Here is a 19126-nt window from a genome sequence, read left to right as displayed (position 1 = left end):
CGTGGCCCGGACAATTGCTAAAGACCACGACCAAAAGCGAGAGCAGATCCTGAAGATGGCGGCAAAAGTGTTTGCCGACCAGGGGTTTGACCGTGCTTCGATGACCCTTTTGGCCAAAGAATGTGGGATCTCGAAAGCAAACATATACCACTACTATGACAGCAAGGATGCCATCCTGTATGACATCCTTGAAACGTACTTGCGTGAGTTGCGAGACCGGATTTGCAATGTTGATCTGGACGGCCTTAGCCCCGAACAGAAACTGCGCAAAGCAGTGCGCGAGATCCTTTTTGCCTATCAGGGTGCAGATGACGAGCACCGGGTTCAGATCAGTGGCATGAGCGCACTGACCGAGGAACAGCAAAAAAGGCTACGGGGCTATCAGCTTGATCTGGTGAACTTTGTACGCGACATACTTCTGGAGTTGTCCCCCGGTTCTTTTGACGGAGCCAAGGACAAGCTTCGGGGAGCGACGATGTCAGTCTTTGGCATGTTAAACTGGTATTACATGTGGAACACCGGCGCAGGCCCCAAAGCCCGCGAGGATTATGCCGATCTGGTGAGCACCCTGACCATGCATGGTGTGCAAAAGCTATAGGCGTGCCCGCTTGGGGAAAACACGCTTGGGGCTGGTCACGTGTGTTATTCTGAAATCTCAGGTCAGACTGGTCGGCTATCCTGAGGCGCGCCAGTAAAGACCGCGACAGCGGCGAGCGCGCGGCCACCTTTTTACTTCTTGCGCACCTTCAGATTGTCCAAAAAGAGCCGTTTCGCTTCCATGACCTCTTCGTCCGTCATGTTTGATCTGTTCAATTCCAGAAAATACTCTGCGGCTCCAACCGGTTGGACATTCAAGTTACTGACAGGCGTAAGATCATCGGACCTTACGTTCAGCATCGATAGCACCTTTGTGGCGGGAAATAGACGGTCACTCATGTTTGAGGTGTCTAGGGAAACAACGTCGGCTCGGGAGGATACGGCATCCTTAACTCGGGCAACCACACCAGCAAGATCTGCGCCTTGCTGAAGTAGGTCCGCGTATTCCGAAAGGCCTTCCTGAATTCGGTTCGAACGTATGTTTTGCCAATAAACACTCTTAATCCAATCAGAGGCGTTCCTGGTGGTAAAAAAGAAGGTTGCACGCGCGTTACCATCAGCGAACTTCTCGATCTCATCCAATAGCACTTCAGACAAAACCGTTACCATGGAATAAGAATACACATTTTTACGCCCTGGAATCAGGCCCGCAAACTCCTCGTTACTAATCAAAAGCGGTTTGTCTGTTTCGTTTTCAAAGCGCGCCAGAGCTTGTCTTAATTGTTTACGAAACTTATTTAGCACTCGTTCTTCTTGCACTACAGAAAAGCGCCGTGCTGAGAAGCCCGCCTCTTGCAGATCACTCGGAACCAGAATATTCACTCTGCCCTTTAATCGGGAACGATTTCTGAGCAACATTGTTTGCAGTGTTCGAGTGCCTGTTTTATGAAACCCCTGATGTATAACGACTTTCAACATTTTCTTATCTCTCGCTAAACTCTCGTCGAAGTTGCCGGAAAAGCGCTTTCCTCAATATCCTTTCATCCTTCAAAGACCTACAAGTGACCTTTGACCTACCCACCGATGGTCCCTCACTCATAACGAGAGTGAGCGTGTTAGATATTCATAGTCTTCGGTTTCGGCTTGGGCAAACTCACCTGCGGCAATGACTTCATACAGGCTGGAAAACTCAGGAAAATCACCGTTCAGGGCGATCGCACCATCATCGGTAATCACCCAAAAGAAGGTATCCCCTGCAGCACTGAACGTTGCGAATTTCATAACAGGCTCTCCCAGACATCGCGGATGACATCCGCCGCCATCAGCACGTCATCGCGGGTTGTGTCGAATTGCCCGACCTGAAAACGGATGATCTTGCGGCCATTAAACATGCCTTGCGTCAGGTAAATTCGGCCATCGTCATTCAGCGCGTCCACCAGTCGCTGCTGAGCGGCGTCATCCCCTGGACAGCGAAAGGAAAACAGGCTCAGGATCGGGCCGGTGGTGATCTCAAACCCCTCTATCGCGCCGATCTTTTCTGCAAGTTCATTGGCCCAGAGCACATGGTTGCGAATTCGGCTCCGCAACCCGTCGAGACCGTATGACCGCATCAAGAACCAGATCTTCAATGCCCGGAACCGTCGACCCAGAGGGATTGTCCATTCCGAATAATTCGTTACCTCTGCCCCTGTGGTCTTGAGGTATTCCGGTTCGATCTTAAGCGTGTTGAGCTGTGGCGTGGCGTCCCGCAGAAACTGGATCGCGCAATCGAACTGCGCCCCCATCCATTTATGTGGGTTGAAGACAATGCTGTCGTAACGATCCGCCCCGGGCCAAAGGGCCTCACGAAGCTCGGGGCAGATCATCGCCGACCCCGCCCAGGCCGCGTCGAGATGCGTATAGAGGTCGTATTTTTGCGCGATGTCAGCCACCGCCACCAGATCATCGCAGGCCCCAACCCCGGTGCCGCCCGTAATTGCAATGATACCAGCAGGTACATACCCGGCCGCGATGTCACCCTGAATTGCGACATCAAGAGCCTCTGCATCAATCGTATAGGTCGGACCACGTGTCGGCAGTTTCACCAGATTGTCCTGACCGATCCCTGCAACCCAGCAGGCCCGATCAATCGACGAATGAACCTGATCCGAGCAGTAGATGCGCAGTGCGCCCTTGGCGTTCAGGCCTTCGCGGTTGCCGGTAAACCCTGTGGCCCGTTCCCGCATGGTCAGCACAGCCGACAACGTGGCGGATGATGCGCTGTCCTGAATAACTCCGGTCGTTCCTTCCGGCAATCCAAGCGCCTGCCGCAGCCAATCGACCATGACACCTTCGACCTCGGTCGCAGCTGGTGAGGTCTGCCATAGCATGCATTGCGCCGCGATTGTGGTCACCAGCATTTCAGCCAGCATCGACGGCGGCGCTGCGTTGGCCGGGAAATAGGCAAAGAACCGGGGATGTTGCCAATGTGTGATACCCGGCATCACGATTCGTTCGAAATCGGCCATGATGGCTTCCATGGGCTCGCCACTATCGGGGGGCGATGCCTTTAGCTGGGCCGCGATTTCTCCTGGTGTGGTCTTGGCCCGAACAGGACGTTCAGCAAGTGTCTTGTGGTAATCGGCCGCCCATTTCGAAATGTGCTGACCCCAATGCGAAAACGCGTCCCAATCCATGCGCAAGCCTTCTCTTGTAACTGAACACCAATTTGTCCAGTCCCCGACCTTACCCGTTCGGCTCGCGGATTAAAGCCGAACAGGTGTGCTTTCTTCAAATGAAAAGGTCCCGAGTTCTGCCTTCAGACCGAAAAGCTGACATTCGCCTGACCTGTGCCAGAGCTGCCGAAGTAGGGGGTGTAGATGTCGATCTCACCCTTGTAGCTGCCCCAGCCCAGAGCTCCGAACAGCAAAGCCGTGTCATTCATGGCGCATTCGCCTGCGCATTTCTTCGCATAGTCCGGCAGCATTTCAAGGGGCATTGCCAATTGTGGACAGCCCCGGTTTTGCAAGAGTTTTCTTCGAGTTTGTGATCGTTTTGCGTAGCGGTCATTTGTCCGGCCTTTGTGCGCGGCACATTTGACCGCTGGCCCTGATGAAGTCCGCGGGCCGGGTCCCTGTCAACTTGCCGGGCTATGACGCTCTGGCAATACCCCGGGGTGTTCCGGCTGCGGCGGCAAGTTCATCGTCACTGGAAATGCCCTTGCAACTCGTATGGAGCGATTTTTGGACGCCCCGAAATCTCAGACTGGCTTATAGGCCTCCTTTTTCGACATGACAGCCCAAACGATCCGTGCGGTCTTGTTCGCCAGAGCCACGCTGACCAGTCGGACTGGTTTGTTTTTGAGCAGGCATCGGACCCATTCTGCGATCTGCGTCTGTGCATGACTGATCCGTCTGAGTACAGCCGTCGCGCCTACAACGAGGAGCTTGCGCAGATAGCCATCTCCCATCTTCGTGATCCGTCCCAACCGGTCCTTGCCTCCCGACGAGTTCTGTCTCGGAACCAGTCCGAGCCAGGCGGCGACCTGGCGTGCCGACCAAAACTGCAAAGGATCAGCGACGGTAGCGGCCATCGCTGTTGCTGTGAGCACGCCAACACCTGGGATCGTGGCCAGCCGCTGGCAAACCTAACTTGCACGATGCCCGGCATGTATGTTCCGATCAAGTTCGGTGATCTCTTCTTCAAGACCGTCCTGTCTGACGTCAGACACAAGAGCGGTCACAAGGGCTTTTCGGCGGCGCACTGTTTCTGCAATCGCACCGGAATACCGTGTGACCCATCGGTTCAGCGTTGTATGATCAACAGAAACGCCTCGTTCGTGCATGATTTCTTCCAGATCACGATAAGACACTCCATATCGGACATAGAAAACACCGCGATCAGGATCACTTCCCTGAGATATTGTGCGCCTTTGAAAGAGATTCTAGTCCGACTTTCGACTTGAAAATACCGATAGTCATTCACCCGCTGGTGGCGCGAGCGTCAATGGCAAAAAATTTGCAACAGAACCCATAGGCATAAGGGTTGCACCAAACGGTTGCGGTCATCAAAGGAGATGTGCCTGGACTGCGCCGGATCGAGCCGGTAGAGGATCGATAAAAAAAACTACCCAATTACAAAATAGTATTAAGAATCTTCATATTCCATCGCATCTTGATCTTGTATTGGAGCACACGCTCCCGTTCTAAGAAGGCAAAAATTAAACCAAAAGTCGTTTCCAAATTCATTTTGGTAGTTCATACCATAGAGCCTTTTGAGGCTCATTTTGCTGCAAAATCTCTGTTCAAACCAAACCACAAAATTCATCCATACATCCACAGCATGATCTTGGCTTTCGATCTCCAGATAATCGATGCCATGGCGACCGTTCAAAGAAAACTCAACCCACGACATATTGTTACCAAATCTCTTTAGCGCATCATCTATGTAACTTTGATTTGGAAGCTGCATATCTCCGAAAAAAATCCACCGAAGCTTTCTTTCAACGCCAACGGCTTGAAGAATGTATGATAGCTTGGACATTCTTCGTCTTCTAAAGTCGGCGCCCCGATCGACGCCGGAGTGCGCTAATAAAATTGCCTCTCGTCGGACGCGAGTGGCACCTGCAGTAATAGGATCGGTGTTCGGGTGACACCAATATCTGCTTCGTATTGGGTTGGGTACAGGCTTTCCATACGCTTAGCGATCATGGTCTTTCCTATCCCTGAGCTGCCATAAACCATAAGGCCAGGCATCCAGGACTGTTTTGGCATCTTTATGAGAGAAGTGAGCCTGTTCAGCATAATATTTGCGCGATCAAATGCGATCCACCTGTCACTGCGGACCAGGTCTAGTCTTTCGTTTGTTTCCATAAATATCATCCATCAGGTAGGTAGGAAGATCCGGATAGCTGGTATCGATCGCGAACATCTCGCGGGATGGATCGCGTTTGGTTTTGTCGTTAGGAAGTCGCGCTTGACGTTCTCCCTCCAGCCGCACCGCCAGAGTTTTCTGCTTGGACGCGTGCGCGATGCGCCTTTATTCTTCAATAATCTGAAAAAGCATCGCCTCCGGGATCGTCCCGCCGTGGCGTTCGTGAAATATCGAACGCGCACGCCGCGACTCCCAAAGCGAAATTCGTGGCCGCGACAGATTCTTGTAGCGCGCTACCATGGTCCGTCCTTCGTCATTTACAGCCCAAATCTGGGACATATCGCGAGGGGGCACTGCCAAATTGATCGCCCTCCGCTTCTCGGATAGCGAGGCACCATGACGATACCCATCTCGATGCCATGCCTGAAGGGCTTTCGTTTTCCCCGCGAGATCGTCTCCTATGCCGTCTTGGCCTACCATCGGTTTGGGCTGAGCACTGCCGATGTCGAGGACTTGCTCGCCGAGCGCGGTGTCATCGTTAGCCGCGAGGCCATTCGTCTCTGGGTAAACCGGTTCGGTCCACAGTTCGCGGCTTGTATCCGGCGCGATCGACCCCGGCCGCACGACAAATGGCATATGGACGAGCGCGTCGTCCCGATCAACGGCGTAAACACTGGCTGTGGCGGGCCATCGATGCCAACGGAGACGTTCTCGACATTCTCATTCAACCCCGCCGCAACGCCAAAGCCGCAAAGCGATTTTCGCTCGTTTGGTCGCCGCCTACGGCAATCCGCGTGTCGTGATCACCGACAAGCTCCGCAGTTATACCAAGCCGATCCAGGCCATCGCGCCTGACGCTGACCATCGAGCACACAAGGGCCTCAACAATCGGATCGAAGGGTCACATCGGCCAACGCGGAAACGGGAAAAGATCATGGGCCGGTTCAAGTCACCGCGCCAAGCACAACGGTTTCTCGCCGTCCACGATCAGGTCAGTACAATCTTCCGCCCTCGCCGCTATCGTCTCACCGCCAAATCCTATCGCCACGCAATAGCCGATGCCTTTGATCTTTGGAACGGCTACACACCCGAGATGACCGCCTGACGGGCGAGGATCAGGCCGCATTCAGCCCGGTGCTAATACGCTGGAAAAACTCAATCAACTCCTCGACCTGCTCGAAGAACTCCAAGCCGTCAAAGTCTGACCGAACGCACATTTGGTCGCGCGGGCCAGCATTGCCGGTTTTCTTTAAGAGACGCAGGTTGGAGTTGCCTAGGCGTCACACACTCCCATCACAAAACGTCTTCCGTCTCAAGCTGAAAGCACCCCGGGTTCTGAGCACAATGCACCTTCACGTTTGACGACGGACCACTTTCAGCCAAAACCTCCAACTCTGTAATACCTGGTGCCAATTCCTTTTGGCCACCGTCGAACGACGGCCTTCCACGCAGGCCAAGTCAGTCATTTCAATCGCACACAAGAGCCATGACACCCTTTGAAAGCAGGCTTTCCCTGCTCAACAAAATACTGGATGTTGGATACAATATCCTCTATAGCTGCGCGTATCGATTGATTCAGGGAGGATCACATGCTCAAGAAACTCGCCGCACTGGCGGCCCTCACCACCATCACCACGGTTCCTGCGATGGCGGACACGCTGGACGATGTCGTAGATCGCGGGACATTGCGCTGCGGTGTTGTGTTGGATTTTCCGCCAATTGGGTATCGCGACGCGAATAACGAACCGGCAGGCTTTGATGTCGAATACTGCAATGATCTGGCCGCCGCTCTTGAAGTTGAGGCCGAAATCCTGCCGCTGACCTGGGCGGAACGCCTGCCAGTGATCGTCACCGGACGCGCAGACGTTGTGTTCGGAGCAACCTCGGACAGCCTTGAACGGGCGCGGACGGTGGGCTTTACCATTCCTTACGCCATCTATTATGCGCAGGGTGTGGTGAATGCCGAAAGCGGCATTGAAACCTTCGAGGATATCCGTGGCAAGCGCGTGGCTGCCGCGATCGGCACCGTACCCGAACAGGAATGGCTGAAGATCGCCGCCGAATGGGGTGAAGAAGGCAATTATCAGGGCTATCAATCCGAGAACGAAGTGTTCCTGGCGGTGGCTCAGGGCAAGGCCGATATCGGCATTACCACAAACACTGCCGTGCTGCCGATTACCCAGCAATATGAAACCGTTGTTGCCGGTCCTCGCATGCCATGGACCACCGACTACACTTCGGTTGTCGGCAAGCGCGAAGATGTCACCTGGCTGAACTTCTTGAATCTGTTCGTGACCCACCAGGTGCGTTCGGGCCGCTATCAGGAGCATTGGGGTAAATATGTCGGCGGCGAAGCGCCTGAGCTGCGCATTCCCGGCGTAATGTACTGACCCTTTCCTACTCCATGCTTTCGTCCGGCTATGGCCGGGCGAAAGGACCGGTAGATTGCGTGAGGAACACCCGTGTTCGACTATAACTTCCATTGGCGGCCGGTGATGAAAAGCCTGCCAGACCTGCTTGAAGCATCGCTGCTGACGATACAGGTTGCCGTGCTGGCAATGGTCCTTGGCATCATCATCGGGCTTTGTCTGGCACTGACGCGGCTGCACCTGAAAGGACTGCCTTACTGGTTCGCCTCAGCCTGGGTCGAACTGGCGCGCAATACTCCGGCACTGTTCCAGCTGTTCTTTTTCGGCTTCGGGCTTGGTGCCTTTGGCCTGCATCTGTCGCCGTACTTCATCGTGCTGGCCGGACTGACATTCAATTGCGCCGGTTATCTGGCTGAAAACTTCCGTGGCGGCTTTCAGGCCGTCCCCGAGACACAGTTACGTGCGTCGCGATCGCTGGGCATGACTGCGTGGCAGGCTTACACACGCGTCGTGATCCCGCAGGTGTTTCGCATTGTCTATCATCCGATCACGAACCAGATGGTCTGGGCTGTTTTGATGTCGTCACTGGGTATGCTGGTCGGCTTCCGGGAACTGTCGGGCGAGACGCAGTTCTTTGCCTCGCGCACTTTCCGAATCTTTGAGTATTTCGCCGTCACCGCGGTCATCTACTACGTGATCGTCAAAATCATCCTTCTTGCCTCGCGCCTGCTGGCGTCCCGGCTTTTCCGCTACTGAAGGAGGCACAGATGCAACCCACTGTCAGCTTTTTCAGCAGCTTCAACATCAACGATCTGTGGTTTCTGGGCGAAGCCGCGCTGCGAACGCTCTGGATCTCAATGCTTTCGATTTCCATTGGAACGGTTTTTGGCGTGATGTGCGGTTGGCTTCTGTACGAGGGCAAATTGGCAGCGACCCTGACGTTGGCTCCGGTTCTGGACATTTTCCGTTCGGTCCCTCTGATCATCCAACTGGTGCTGTTTTACAACTTTGCACCAATTGTCGGACTCAATCTGGACCCGTTCGCCTCGGGCGTGGTGATCCTATCCATCTACACAGCAGCACTGGTTGCGAATGTGGCGCGCGGCGGGATTGAGGCCGTCGGCGATCCGATGCGCCGCGCGGCGCGCAGTCTGGGCATGACCTATTGGCAGGATCTGCGCTATGTCGTCTTCCCGATCGGTGGGCGCGCGGTGTTCCCGGCATGGGTCGGGGTCGCGTTGGGTGTGATGAAAGACAGCGCACTGGTCTCAGTTCTGGGCTATGTCGAGCTGCTCAAGGCCAGCCAGATCCTGATCACCCGCACGCAGGAACCGTTCCTGATCCTGACAATCGCTGGCGCGTTCTATTTCGCGCTCAGCTATCCGATTTCGCGGTATTCCGCGTCACTAGAAAAAAGGTGGGCCCAATGATCGAAATTCGCGACCTGCACAAATATTTCGGATCGCTGCATGTGCTGAAAGGCATCGATCTGGATGTGCAGAAAGGAGAAGTTCTGTCGGTGATCGGTGCGTCAGGCTCCGGTAAATCGACCCTTCTCTATTGCATCAACGGGCTGGAACCGATCCAGCAGGGATCGGTCAGGGTTGATGGCATTGATGTTCATGCTAAAGGCACCGACATCAACAAGCTGCGCACAAAGCTGGGGATGGTGTTCCAGCAATGGAACAGCTTTCCGCACCTGACAGCACTGGAAAACGTTGCGTTGGCCCCGAAGATTGTCAAAGGCAAGTCGAGGGACGAGGCGCGTGACATTGCCGCAAAGCAGTTGACCCATGTAGGGTTGGGCGAGAAGCTGAACGTTTTTCCCTCGGCCTTATCGGGCGGTCAGCAGCAGCGACTTGCCATTGCCCGCGCGCTGGCGATGGAGCCGGAGTACATGCTGTTTGACGAAGCAACCTCGGCGCTGGATCCTGAACTGGTGGGCGAGGTTCTCGACACGATGCGGTTATTGGCCGAAGAAGGGATGACGATGATTTGTGTCACGCATGAGATGGGTTTCGCTCGTGATGTATCAGACCGGGTTGCTTTTTTTCATCAGGGCGTGATGGAAGAGATCGGTCCACCCGCGCAGATTTTTAGCGAAGCCCAATCCGAACATACCCGCAAATTCCTGTCGAATGTGCGATAAAAGCCCCCGCCCCAATACAATTAGGAAGGTTACCTTCATGTCCCAGAATATCTTCACCGGCACCATGCCAGCCCTGATGACCCCCTGCAAGCCGGACCGGACACCGGATTTCGACGCGCTGGTGAAAAAGGGCAAGGAAATGATCGAAGCAGGCATGTCCGCCGTGGTCTATTGCGGCTCGATGGGCGATTGGCCTCTCTTGTCGGATGCCGAACGGATGGAAGGTGTCGAACGTCTGATCGCAGCCGGACTGCCCGTTGTCGTCGGCACCGGTGCGATAAATTCGAAATCCGCCGTAGCGCTTGCCGCACATGCGCAAAAAGTTGGTGCGGCAGGGCTTATGGTGATCCCGCGTGTATTGTCGCGTGGATCGTCCATCGCGGCGCAGCGCAACCATTTCAAAGCGATCCTGTCGGCTGCACCTGATATTCCGGCAATCATCTATAACAGCCCGGTTTACGGCTTTGCGACGCGCGCCGATCTGTTCCTGGAACTGCGCGCAGATCATCCCAACCTGGTTGGGTTCAAGGAATTCGGTGGCAAAAGCGATCTGCGCTATGCGGCGGAACACATTACCTCGAAAGATGATCAGGTCACACTGATGGTTGGTGTAGACACCGAAGTCTACCATGGCTTCGTCAATTGCGGCGCCACCGGCTCGATCACAGGGATTGGCACTGCCCTGCCAAAAGAGGCACTTCTGCTGGCGGCCCTGTGTCAGAAAGCGGCAGCCGGTCATGCCGAAGCCCGCCTTCGCGCGCGGGAACTGGAAGAAGCCTTTGGCGTGCTGGCCAGCTTTGACGAAGGCACCGATCTGGTACTGTATTACAAACACCTGCTGGTCCTGAACGGCGAAGAAGAGTACCGCTTGCACTTCAACGAAACCGACGAGTTGACGGATGCCCAGCGCAACTATTGCGAACAGCAATACGACCTGTTCCGCACTTGGTTTACTGATTGGTCCGACCAGGGCGGGGTCATTGCTGAATGCATGTGATTGACAGTCACACCGGGGGAATGCCTACGCGGGTAATCCTCGACGGTGGCCCCGATCTGGGGTCCGGCCCACTGGCCGAGCGTGCACGACGCTTGGCCACCGAGCATGAGGTGTTCTACAAATCCATCTTACTGGAACCGCGCGGACAGCCCGGAATGGTGGGCGCGCTTCTGGTCGCGCCCGAAGATTCAAGATGCGAGACCGGCGTGATCTATTTCGATGCGGATGCCGTTCTGGGCATGTGCGGGCATGGCACCATCGGTTTGGGTGTCACTCTGGCCCATATGGGTCGGATCCGGCCGGGCACGCACCGGGTGGAAACCCCGGTCGGGGTCATCTCGGTGGAGTTGCTGGACGCCAATACCGTGCGCGTCACAAATGTCGAGAGCCGCCGCGTGCGGGCAGCTGTGCAAATTGAGGTCGGCAGCCATGGGTCGATAACCGGCGATCTTGCCTATGGCGGAAATTGGTTCTTCATTGTTGATCCCAGCCCGATCCCGGTGAATCCGGGAAATTTTCGTGCGTTGACAGATCTGACCATCGCCATACGTGAAGCCTGCATCGCACAGGGCGTGCGTGGTGAAAACGGAGAACTGGTCGATCACGTGATCCTACAGGATCAATCCCCCAACAAGGATGTTCACAGCCGCAACTTTGTACTGTGCCCGGACAATCAATATGACCGGTCGCCCTGCGGTACGGGCAGTTCGGCGCGCCTCGCCTGTCTGGCGGAAAACGGGGCGCTGGCCGCCGGGGAAGAGATTGTGCAGGAAAGCGTGATCGGCAGCCCCTATGTGCTGAGCTACCAACCCGGCCCGAACGGGGGTGTCATTCCCACCCTGACCGGGCAGGCGCATATCATGTCGGAAGGCAGGTTGGTTTTCGCGCCGAATGATCCGTTCCGTGATGGTATCGCGCTTTGAAATCAAATCCTGGGACAGACACTGTCCGGTTCCCGACCCCGCACCACTATTTGAGAACCTGAAACCATGCAGCATGACACCAAAACGGACATAGTTGTGATCGGTGCTGGCATCATTGGCATCAGCGCTGCGCTGGAATTGCAAAAGCGTGGAAGGCAGGTGCTGGTGCTGGACCGTGAAGGCGTTGCAGCCGGGGCGTCAAAGGGCAATGCCGGGGCCTTTGCCTTTACAGATATTGTGCCGCTTGCAACTCCGGGGATCATGCGCAAAGCACCAAAATGGCTTCTTGATCCGCTGGGGCCTTTGTCGATCCCGCCCGCTTATGCGCTGAGTATTGCACCGTGGATGCTCCGGTTCTGGCGGGCCAGTTGGCGGGATCGTTATGCTGCCTCACTGTCCGCACAGGCCGCGCTGATGAACCAAAGCCGCTCCGCGCTGGAGCGCCAGATCGCGTATGTTGACGGCGAGGCGCTGATGCAGCGCCAAGGCCAATTGCAGTTGTTCGAGAGTGAGAGAGATTTCCGTGCCAGCCTGCCCACCTGGGACCTGCGCAAGGACCATGGCATCACGTTTGATCTTTTGGACAGTCCGGATGCAATTGCCGAGATTCAACCCGGACTGAACCGGCGTTTCACCCATGCGGGTTTTACCCCGACATGGATGAATACCGTCGACCCGGCCCGCTGGACGGACCATCTGGCGGCACAGTTCATCGCGCGCGGTGGACAGGTAAGGGTCGCAGAGATCACGGCACTGAAACCAACCGATGACGGCGTGCGTCTCGTCACCGTCATCGGTGACATTTCGGCAGGTCAGGTGATTGTCGCCGCCGGAGCCTGGTCACACCAACTGGCCAAATCCCTAGGGGATCATATCCCGCTAGAGACCGAGCGGGGTTATAACACGACCCTGCCCGAAGGCGCTTTTGACCTGCGCACGCATCTGACCTTTGGGGGGCACGGGTTTGTGGTAACCCGGATCAACGGCGGTGTGCGCATCGGAGGAGCAGTCGAACTGGGTGGATTGAACCTAGCCCCGAATTACCGGCGCGCTGACACGTTGCTGGCCAAGGCCGGGCGCTTCATACCAGACCTGAATCTGGAAGGCGGCACGCAATGGATGGGTTTTCGCCCGTCACTGCCCGACAGCCTGCCAGTGATTGACCGATCCTCGCGCGCACCACAGGTGCTTTATGCCTTTGGTCATGGTCATCTGGGGCTGACCCAGTCCGCAGGCACGGCCGAACTGGTGGCTGATTTGGTCACTGACGCCAAGCCGGTGCTCGATATGTCACCTTTCGCATCCACACGCTTCTAATCTGGAGAACACCTTATGAAAGTCACCGGGCTGAACGTATATCAGGTGAATCTGCCGCTGAAAGAAGGCCGCTATAGCTGGTCCAACGGCAATTTTGTCGAAGTGTTTGACAGCACCGTTTTGGAAATCATCACGGATGAGGGGTTGAAAGGCTATGCCGAATGCTGCCCGCTTGGCTCGGCCTATCTGCCGTCATTCGCGCTCGGCGTCCGGGCCGGGCTGGCAGAGCTGGCCCCGCATTTGATCGGGCAGGACCCACTGAATATCGGTCAGATCAACCGCACGATGGATGCGGCCTTGCGGGGTCATCCTTATGCCAAGGCCCCGGTGGATATTGCCTGCTGGGATCTGCTGGGCAAGGCCACGGAACAGCCGCTTTACACCTTGCTGGGTGGCGCGGCGCAGGACGATGTGGTGCTTTATCGCGCGATCAGTCAGGAAGCACCCGAGATCATGGCCAAAAAGATCGAAGGCTATGCCGCCGAAGGCTACACCAAATTTCAGCTCAAGGTGGGTGGCGAGGCCAATGACGACATTGACCGTATCCACGCCACCCGCGCCGTTCTGAAAAAGACGGACCTGCTGGTAGCGGACGCCAATACCGGCTGGACCCGGCACGAGGCCGCCCGCGTGGTGGGAGCGATTTCGGGTCTGGATGTCTATGTGGAACAGCCTTGTCTGACCTATGAGGAATGCGTGTCGATCCGCCGCCGCACCGCATTGCCTTTCGTGATGGACGAGGTGATCGACACCCCCAACACGCTGGTCCGCGGCATTGCCGAAGACGCGATGGATGTGATCAACCTCAAGATCTCGAAAGTCGGAGGGTTGACCAAAGCCCGCCTTATGCGTGACCTCTGCGTGGCGCACGGCATCCCCATGACGATCGAAGATACCTGGGGTGGTGACATCACCACCGCAGCCATTGCACATCTGGCCCGTTCAACGCCGTCCGAGTTCACATTCTCTGCCACGGATTTCAATTCCTACGGCACGGTGGACATTGCCGAGGGTGCGCCAAAGCGTGTCAACGGCCGGATGACCGCACCCGCCCGTCCGGGTCTGGGCGTTACACCGATTTTCGACGCTCTGGGCGAGCCTGTCGCACAATATTGAGAGATCCGATGCGGAGCAGCAAAACCGTTCATGTCATTTCAGCCCATGCAGAAGGCGAAGTAGGGGATGTTATCGTTGGGGGTGTCGCCCCGCCACCGGGCGATACTCTGTGGGAACAGCGCAGCTTTGTCGCGGGCGACCAGACGCTGCGCAACTTCGTTCTGAACGAACCTCGGGGCGGTGTTTTCCGTCATGTCAATCTTCTGGTGCCCCCGAAACACCCCAAGGCCGACGCGGCCTTTATCATTATGGAGCCCGAAGACACACCACCCATGTCCGGTTCGAACTCGATCTGTGTTTCAACCGTATTGCTGGATGGCGGGATCATTCCGATGCAGGAACCCGAAACTCATATGGTGCTTGAGGCCCCGGGCGGGCTGGTTCGTGTACGGGCGGAATGCAGCGGTGGCAAAGCGCAACGCATTTTCGTGCAGAACCTGCCCAGCTTTGCCGACAAACTGTCCGTCCCGCTTGAGGTACCCGGATTGGATACGATCATGGTTGATACCGCCTATGGGGGTGACAGTTTTGTCGTGGTCGATGCACAGGCATTGGGATTCGAGATTGTCGAACACGAGGCCCGTGACATCGCCCGATTGGGGGTGAAGATCACCAATGCAGCCAATGAACAGCTTGGGTTTTCGCATCCTGAAAACCCGGATTGGGACCACATTTCATTCTGTGCTTTCTGCGGCCCGATCAGCCAGACCGAGACCGGATTAACTGGCAAATCTGCCGTCGCAATCCAACCGGGCAAAGTTGATAGATCGCCCACGGGTACAGCGGTTTCCGCACGCATGGCGCTGATGGCTGCAAAGGGGTTGATGTCGCCGGGTCAGACATTCGAGGCGGTCTCGATCATCGGATCACGGTTCACTGGCAGGATCGTCGATGCCACCGAGGTGGCGGGCCGTGCCGCGATTGTCCCCGAAATAAGTGGGCGCGGCTGGATCTCCGGCATTCATCAACACATGCTTGACCCAGATGACCCCTGGCCTGGCGGGTATCGCTTGTCGGACACCTGGGGTGTCTGACTAAACAGTGCATTGACCGTGCCCGCTCTCAGGGAAAGGCGGTCACAGAAGGTTCCATTCGCACTTGGTCTTACCTCGCTGTCTCAGCAGGGTTGAAACAACATGGATATTGGATGCATTATTAAACGGAGTGTCCTTAATCAGCTTTCTAGGTGGTCGCGTCGCGGCTCAGCTTGGAATAACCGCCGGTAACCGGTAGCTGTACCCAAACAAGTGGCAGGAAAAATATGGCAGGAAAGCGCGCAATAACCAAGCAAAGCCTACCAGATGTCATCGCGAACGATCTTCGTGAGCGGATACTGAACGGTGAACTTGCCGAAGGTGAAGCTATTCGCCAGGAAGCTCTGGCCGAGGAATACGACGTATCGCGGATGCCCATCCGCGAGGCCCTGAAGCGTCTGAACGCTGAAGGCCTGATTCAATGGGCCAATAATCGGGGCGGATCAGTCACTAAACACTCCCTGAATGAAATCGGAGAGATATTCGACCTTCGAATGCTTATTGAAGTCGATCTTTTCCGCAGAGCCATCCCGCAGATGACATCTGCCGACTTTGCACGATGCAACGACATATTGACACAGATGGAAGCGTCTTATGACGAGAATGACGTCGGGAAGTGGGGGATCCTGAACTATCAATACCACTCCGCCCTCTACGCGGCATCGCAGAGGAAACTGACAAATGAATTGCTGGATCGCGTCAATCTGCAATCAGACCGCTATGTCCGAATGCATCTGAGCGTTATGAAGCAGCGGGAACCGGCGAAAAAAGAACATCGAGAGCTGTTGAAACTGGCGCAAGCAGGGAACGTCGACGAAGCCTGTGACATGCTGATGCGGCACATCCGGCGAACAAAGGAACAGCTGCTGGAGATGATCGTGGCAAAACGCGCTATGGAGGAGACGTAACAGGGCGCTTGATTGTCCCTCTTAATTGGATACATTATCCATAACTTTAGAATCGTAGATATGGAACCTTCATGACCTGCTCCCCCCATGGTAAGCACCTCATCTCTGGAAATTGGCTTTCAGGTGACACGTTTTTTCAGTCACGACCCGCTTTTGGACCTTCACACAGTTTTTCGGTGGGGCGTCTTCAGGATGTTGATGCAGCTGCGGAAGCTGCCGAAGAAGCGTTCTGGAGCTATGGTTTTTCGACTCGGGAAGACCGCGCGGCATTTCTGAATACCATAGCAGATGAGATCGAAGCCCGCGCCGAGGCGATTACTGCAATAGGCACGCAGGAAACCGGCCTGCCCGAGGCCCGTCTGCAAGGGGAGCGGGGTCGCACATCGGGCCAACTTCGCTTGTTTGCCACACATATTCTGAGCGGTGAGTATCTGGATCGGCGCCACGACGGCCCGTTGCCAGACCGCTCGCCGCTGCCGCGCCCGGATCTGAAAATGATTCAGCGCCCTATTGGCCCTGTCGCCGTATTCGGTGCTTCGAATTTCCCTTTGGCCTTTTCAACTGCAGGCGGCGACACCGCAGCCGCTTTGGCTGCTGGGTGCCCCGTTGTCGTAAAAGGGCACAGCGCTCACCCGGGCACCGGTGAGATCATAGCCGAGGCCATACATGCTGCCATCGAACGCTGCAAAATTCATCCCGGTGTTTTCAGTCTGATTCAGGGGGGTGACCGGACCGTGGGTTCCGCTTTGGTACAACACCCGCTGATCAGGGCTGTCGGATTCACTGGCTCATTGGCTGGTGGTCGGGCACTGTTCGATCTATGTGCCGCGCGTCCTGAGCCAATCCCGTTTTTCGGCGAACTTGGCTCGGTCAACCCGATGTTCATTCTCGATGCTGCGCTGACGAACCGGGGCGACAACATTGCTCAGAACTGGGCGGGGTCGCTGACCATGGGCGCAGGTCAGTTCTGTACCAACCCCGGGGTCGCCGTTATGCTGGCGGGTACAGAAGCGGACCGCTTCGCTGAGACCGCGCGAACCGCCCTGTCAAAGACACCCGCGCAGACCATGCTAACCGACGGCATCGCCGACGCTTATCGAGCTGGTCAGGCAAGGATCGCCAATACAACAGGTGTGCAGGAGGTTCTGACCTCGATGTGTGGCCAACGCACCGCGTCCCCGCACCTGTTTCGCACCAATGCTGTGAACTGGCTGGCAAACGAAACCCTTGGTGAAGAGGTTTTTGGCCCGCTAGGCGTTATTGTGACCGCCGAAACGCCTGACGAAATGCAGGCCGTCGCACACAGCCTGCAAGGTCAGCTGACCTGTACCCTGCATATGGATGATGCGGACATGGACACCGCGCGTTCCCTGATGCCGATCCTCGAGCGCAAGGCCGGACGTGTGCTGGCCAATGGCTTTCCCACGGGCGTCGAGGTCTGTGACAGCATGGTGCATGGCGGCCCCTACCCCGCTTCGACCAATTTCGGTGCCACCTCGGTCGGCACATTGTCAATCCGGCGGTTCCTGAGACCCGTATGTTACCAAAACATGCCGGACGCATTGTTGCCCGAACGATTCCTCTGATCCTTCAACAACACGCTGCAAAAGCATCAAGGCTCATCGCGAGAAAAGCGATGAGCCACGTGCCCTATGCGCGAATTTGACGGGTGCTGCGCTTTGGCCTGTTCAATTGCTTTGCTAAACACCTGCCAGTTAGCCCCACTTACGGCTCTCTTTTCCATTGGTGTTAGCATGTTGTTCATACCTACTGACCATGGCGGAGACCATCGCCCACATATCCGTAAGTGTTTAAGCTGGTAAACGCGGATTAAAAAAACAACTTGCTACAAATACACACCATAATGCATAAATATTGCTAGCATTTTAGAGCATTTGAATAAGAATAACACATTTCTGGGGGCAAAAATCGAGCTTGGCGCGCTTCGCGCTTACTTAGACCCGTCGGGGGAAGGGGCTCTGGTTTGACTTGGTTAAAGATTGTGTTGGTTGTATTTGTTGTCGCGCTCATGCCGGCGCAGGCCCTTGCCAACATCGGAACAGTTATCAGCGCCAAGCAAGGCGCTCAGATCATTCGCGCCGGAAACACTCAACCTGTCATTTCAGGAATGGACGTTGAATCAGGCGATACGATATCTACAGATCACAGCGGTTTGGTACAGATCGTATTTGTGGACGAAACAAAAATTGCCGTTGGCCCCAATGCGCATATGGTGTTGGACGTGACTATGCTGCGCGGCAATCGAAAGGCCAAAAGCTTTGCCGTGCAGGCCTTGGGTGGCAGCTTTCGATTCATTTCCGGCAAAAGCCGAAAAGGTGCATATTCGATCAAGACACCGACTGCGACTATGGCCGTTCGTGGCACGACTTTCGACATGTGGGTCGTATCACAAACCCAGAGTGCAATGCTTGTACTGCACGGAACGGTTCAAATGTGCAGTGCACAGGGGTCTTGCAGGTCCACAGGCCGCGTATGCAGCATGTATGCCACCAGTGGAGGCGGGACAGTCGGGCGGCCTGCTGATCAGGAGCAGTATGATCAGGCGCTGAAATCTGGTTTCCCATTTGTTCAGTCGCAGGAAGGCCTGCTGCCTCCATTGCAGGTGAGGGTTGAGGGGTGTTCTGGCGAAGGTGCACCCGTGCAGCAGGCCAGAGTCGACAGGGCCGACATTCGCAGAACTGCGCCGCAGCCGCGCGCTATCAGCGTCGCAGCACCGCCATCGCCCCCGTCACAACCAGAGCCGGAAGTAGAACCCGAACCGGAACCGGAAGAACCTGAACCGGAAGAACCTGAACCGGAACCGGAAGAACCTGAACCAGAAGAACCTGATCGGGAGGAACCAGGTCAGGAAGATCCAGAGCAGCAAGAATCAAATAGTGAGCTGCTCCGGTAGCGTTGTCGGAA

Annotated in this window: 19 protein-coding genes and 3 pseudogenes; 14 read left to right on the top strand and 8 right to left on the bottom strand. The window is 55.9% G+C overall.

Annotated elements, in window-relative coordinates; genetic code table 11:
- The first annotated feature begins 1 nt into the window (after window position 1).
- Window positions 2-598: a TetR/AcrR family transcriptional regulator gene (locus ACR3FC_RS20040; RefSeq protein WP_480478162.1), complete on the top strand. Its 597-nt coding sequence runs from the start codon at window positions 2-4 to the stop codon at window positions 596-598.
- A 131-nt stretch (window positions 599-729) separates the two neighbouring features.
- On the opposite strand, the gene ACR3FC_RS20035 is transcribed toward ACR3FC_RS20040, so the two are convergent.
- From ACR3FC_RS20035 to ACR3FC_RS20000, 8 genes and pseudogenes are all read right to left on the bottom strand, one after another.
- Window positions 730-1515, bottom strand: coding sequence for a hypothetical protein (locus ACR3FC_RS20035; RefSeq protein WP_480476969.1), 786 nt, complete (start codon window positions 1513-1515; stop codon window positions 730-732).
- A gap of 117 nt (window positions 1516-1632) precedes the next feature.
- Window positions 1633-1818, bottom strand: a complete 186-nt coding sequence (locus ACR3FC_RS20030) for a hypothetical protein (protein ID WP_480478160.1) — start codon at window positions 1816-1818, stop codon at window positions 1633-1635.
- A complete protein-coding gene (locus tag ACR3FC_RS20025; RefSeq protein ID WP_480478158.1) occupies window positions 1815-3212 on the bottom strand; it encodes a pyridoxal phosphate-dependent decarboxylase family protein in 1398 nt (465 codons plus the stop codon). The genes ACR3FC_RS20030 and ACR3FC_RS20025 overlap by 4 nt, the downstream gene beginning before the upstream one ends.
- A gap of 122 nt (window positions 3213-3334) precedes the next feature.
- Window positions 3335-3514, bottom strand: coding sequence for a hypothetical protein (locus tag ACR3FC_RS20020; RefSeq protein ID WP_480478156.1), 180 nt, complete (start codon window positions 3512-3514; stop codon window positions 3335-3337).
- Between the two features lie 261 nt (window positions 3515-3775).
- Window positions 3776-4156: pseudogene (locus ACR3FC_RS20015) on the bottom strand (transposase); the annotation flags it as partial.
- Between the two features lie 108 nt (window positions 4157-4264).
- A pseudogene (locus tag ACR3FC_RS20010) lies at window positions 4265-4458 on the bottom strand (IS6 family transposase); the annotation flags it as partial.
- 204 nt (window positions 4459-4662) lie between these two features.
- Window positions 4663-5058 carry a hypothetical protein gene (locus ACR3FC_RS20005; protein WP_480478154.1) on the bottom strand — a complete coding sequence of 132 codons (396 nt, stop codon included), beginning with the start codon at window positions 5056-5058 and terminating at the stop codon, window positions 4663-4665.
- A 44-nt stretch (window positions 5059-5102) separates the two neighbouring features.
- Window positions 5103-5387 (bottom strand): TniB family NTP-binding protein, encoded by a 285-nt coding sequence (locus ACR3FC_RS20000; RefSeq protein WP_480478152.1) that lies wholly within the window; start codon window positions 5385-5387, stop codon window positions 5103-5105.
- A 397-nt stretch (window positions 5388-5784) separates the two neighbouring features.
- Here ACR3FC_RS20000 and ACR3FC_RS19995 point away from each other — a divergent pair.
- From ACR3FC_RS19995 to ACR3FC_RS19935, 13 genes and pseudogenes are all read left to right on the top strand, one after another.
- Window positions 5785-6493 (top strand): annotated as a pseudogene (locus tag ACR3FC_RS19995) (IS6 family transposase).
- Window positions 6494-6977: 484 nt separating this feature from the next.
- On the top strand, window positions 6978-7778 hold the full coding sequence (locus ACR3FC_RS19990) for a transporter substrate-binding domain-containing protein (RefSeq protein ID WP_480478150.1): 801 nt from the start codon (window positions 6978-6980) through the stop codon (window positions 7776-7778).
- Between the two features lie 72 nt (window positions 7779-7850).
- Window positions 7851-8513: an amino acid ABC transporter permease gene (locus ACR3FC_RS19985; protein WP_480478148.1), complete on the top strand. Its 663-nt coding sequence runs from the start codon at window positions 7851-7853 to the stop codon at window positions 8511-8513.
- Window positions 8514-8524: 11 nt separating this feature from the next.
- A complete protein-coding gene (locus ACR3FC_RS19980; RefSeq protein ID WP_480478146.1) occupies window positions 8525-9187 on the top strand; it encodes an amino acid ABC transporter permease in 663 nt (220 codons plus the stop codon).
- Window positions 9184-9906: an amino acid ABC transporter ATP-binding protein gene (locus ACR3FC_RS19975; RefSeq protein ID WP_480478144.1), complete on the top strand. Its 723-nt coding sequence runs from the start codon at window positions 9184-9186 to the stop codon at window positions 9904-9906. Before ACR3FC_RS19980 ends, ACR3FC_RS19975 begins: the two co-directional genes overlap by 4 nt.
- A 37-nt stretch (window positions 9907-9943) precedes the next feature.
- Window positions 9944-10903, top strand: a complete 960-nt coding sequence (locus tag ACR3FC_RS19970) for a dihydrodipicolinate synthase family protein (RefSeq protein ID WP_480478142.1) — start codon at window positions 9944-9946, stop codon at window positions 10901-10903.
- Window positions 10894-11826, top strand: coding sequence for a 4-hydroxyproline epimerase (locus ACR3FC_RS19965; protein ID WP_480478140.1), 933 nt, complete (start codon window positions 10894-10896; stop codon window positions 11824-11826). The genes ACR3FC_RS19970 and ACR3FC_RS19965 overlap by 10 nt, the downstream gene beginning before the upstream one ends.
- A gap of 66 nt (window positions 11827-11892) precedes the next feature.
- Window positions 11893-13143: an NAD(P)/FAD-dependent oxidoreductase gene (locus ACR3FC_RS19960; protein WP_480478138.1), complete on the top strand. Its 1251-nt coding sequence runs from the start codon at window positions 11893-11895 to the stop codon at window positions 13141-13143.
- A 15-nt stretch (window positions 13144-13158) separates the two neighbouring features.
- Entirely contained in the window at window positions 13159-14259 is a 1101-nt protein-coding gene (locus tag ACR3FC_RS19955; RefSeq protein WP_480478136.1) for a cis-3-hydroxy-L-proline dehydratase, read from the top strand.
- An 8-nt stretch (window positions 14260-14267) separates the two neighbouring features.
- Window positions 14268-15293, top strand: coding sequence for a trans-3-hydroxy-L-proline dehydratase (locus tag ACR3FC_RS19950; protein ID WP_480478134.1), 1026 nt, complete (start codon window positions 14268-14270; stop codon window positions 15291-15293).
- 227 nt (window positions 15294-15520) lie between these two features.
- The gene (locus ACR3FC_RS19945; RefSeq protein WP_480478132.1) at window positions 15521-16201 is read left to right on the top strand and encodes a GntR family transcriptional regulator; all 681 of its coding nucleotides are present in this window, start codon (window positions 15521-15523) and stop codon (window positions 16199-16201) included.
- Window positions 16202-16272: 71 nt separating this feature from the next.
- On the top strand, window positions 16273-17787 hold the full coding sequence (locus ACR3FC_RS19940) for an aldehyde dehydrogenase (NADP(+)) (RefSeq protein WP_480478130.1): 1515 nt from the start codon (window positions 16273-16275) through the stop codon (window positions 17785-17787).
- A gap of 398 nt (window positions 17788-18185) precedes the next feature.
- Complete coding sequence (locus ACR3FC_RS19935; RefSeq protein WP_480478128.1) at window positions 18186-19115, top strand: FecR family protein; 930 nt, start codon at window positions 18186-18188, stop codon at window positions 19113-19115.
- Window positions 19116-19126 lie beyond the last annotated feature (11 nt).

The sequence above is a fragment of the Ruegeria sp. AF3 genome (assembly GCF_056536285.1).
Note: the sequence above shows the minus strand (reverse complement) of the source record. Positions and strands in the feature narration are given on the sequence as shown.

What these genes read in the sequence shown, in the direction of transcription:
- ACR3FC_RS20035 (WP_480476969.1), bottom strand. Translation starts at nt 1,515, where the DNA reads ATGTTGAAAGTCGTTATACATCAGGGGTTTCATAAAACAGGCACTCGA.
- ACR3FC_RS20030 (WP_480478160.1), bottom strand. Translation starts at nt 1,818, where the DNA reads ATGAAATTCGCAACGTTCAGTGCTGCAGGGGATACCTTCTTTTGGGTG.
- ACR3FC_RS20025 (WP_480478158.1), bottom strand. Translation starts at nt 3,212, where the DNA reads ATGGATTGGGACGCGTTTTCGCATTGGGGTCAGCACATTTCGAAATGG.
- ACR3FC_RS20020 (WP_480478156.1), bottom strand. Translation starts at nt 3,514, where the DNA reads ATGCCCCTTGAAATGCTGCCGGACTATGCGAAGAAATGCGCAGGCGAA.
- ACR3FC_RS20005 (WP_480478154.1), bottom strand. Translation starts at nt 5,058, where the DNA reads ATGTCCAAGCTATCATACATTCTTCAAGCCGTTGGCGTTGAAAGAAAG.
- ACR3FC_RS20000 (WP_480478152.1), bottom strand. Translation starts at nt 5,387, where the DNA reads ATGGAAACAAACGAAAGACTAGACCTGGTCCGCAGTGACAGGTGGATC.
- ACR3FC_RS19990 (WP_480478150.1), top strand. Translation starts at nt 6,978, where the DNA reads ATGCTCAAGAAACTCGCCGCACTGGCGGCCCTCACCACCATCACCACG.
- ACR3FC_RS19980 (WP_480478146.1), top strand. Translation starts at nt 8,525, where the DNA reads ATGCAACCCACTGTCAGCTTTTTCAGCAGCTTCAACATCAACGATCTG.
- ACR3FC_RS19975 (WP_480478144.1), top strand. Translation starts at nt 9,184, where the DNA reads ATGATCGAAATTCGCGACCTGCACAAATATTTCGGATCGCTGCATGTG.
- ACR3FC_RS19970 (WP_480478142.1), top strand. Translation starts at nt 9,944, where the DNA reads ATGTCCCAGAATATCTTCACCGGCACCATGCCAGCCCTGATGACCCCC.
- ACR3FC_RS19965 (WP_480478140.1), top strand. Translation starts at nt 10,894, where the DNA reads ATGCATGTGATTGACAGTCACACCGGGGGAATGCCTACGCGGGTAATC.
- ACR3FC_RS19960 (WP_480478138.1), top strand. Translation starts at nt 11,893, where the DNA reads ATGCAGCATGACACCAAAACGGACATAGTTGTGATCGGTGCTGGCATC.
- ACR3FC_RS19955 (WP_480478136.1), top strand. Translation starts at nt 13,159, where the DNA reads ATGAAAGTCACCGGGCTGAACGTATATCAGGTGAATCTGCCGCTGAAA.
- ACR3FC_RS19950 (WP_480478134.1), top strand. Translation starts at nt 14,268, where the DNA reads ATGCGGAGCAGCAAAACCGTTCATGTCATTTCAGCCCATGCAGAAGGC.
- ACR3FC_RS19945 (WP_480478132.1), top strand. Translation starts at nt 15,521, where the DNA reads ATGGCAGGAAAGCGCGCAATAACCAAGCAAAGCCTACCAGATGTCATC.
- ACR3FC_RS19940 (WP_480478130.1), top strand. Translation starts at nt 16,273, where the DNA reads ATGACCTGCTCCCCCCATGGTAAGCACCTCATCTCTGGAAATTGGCTT.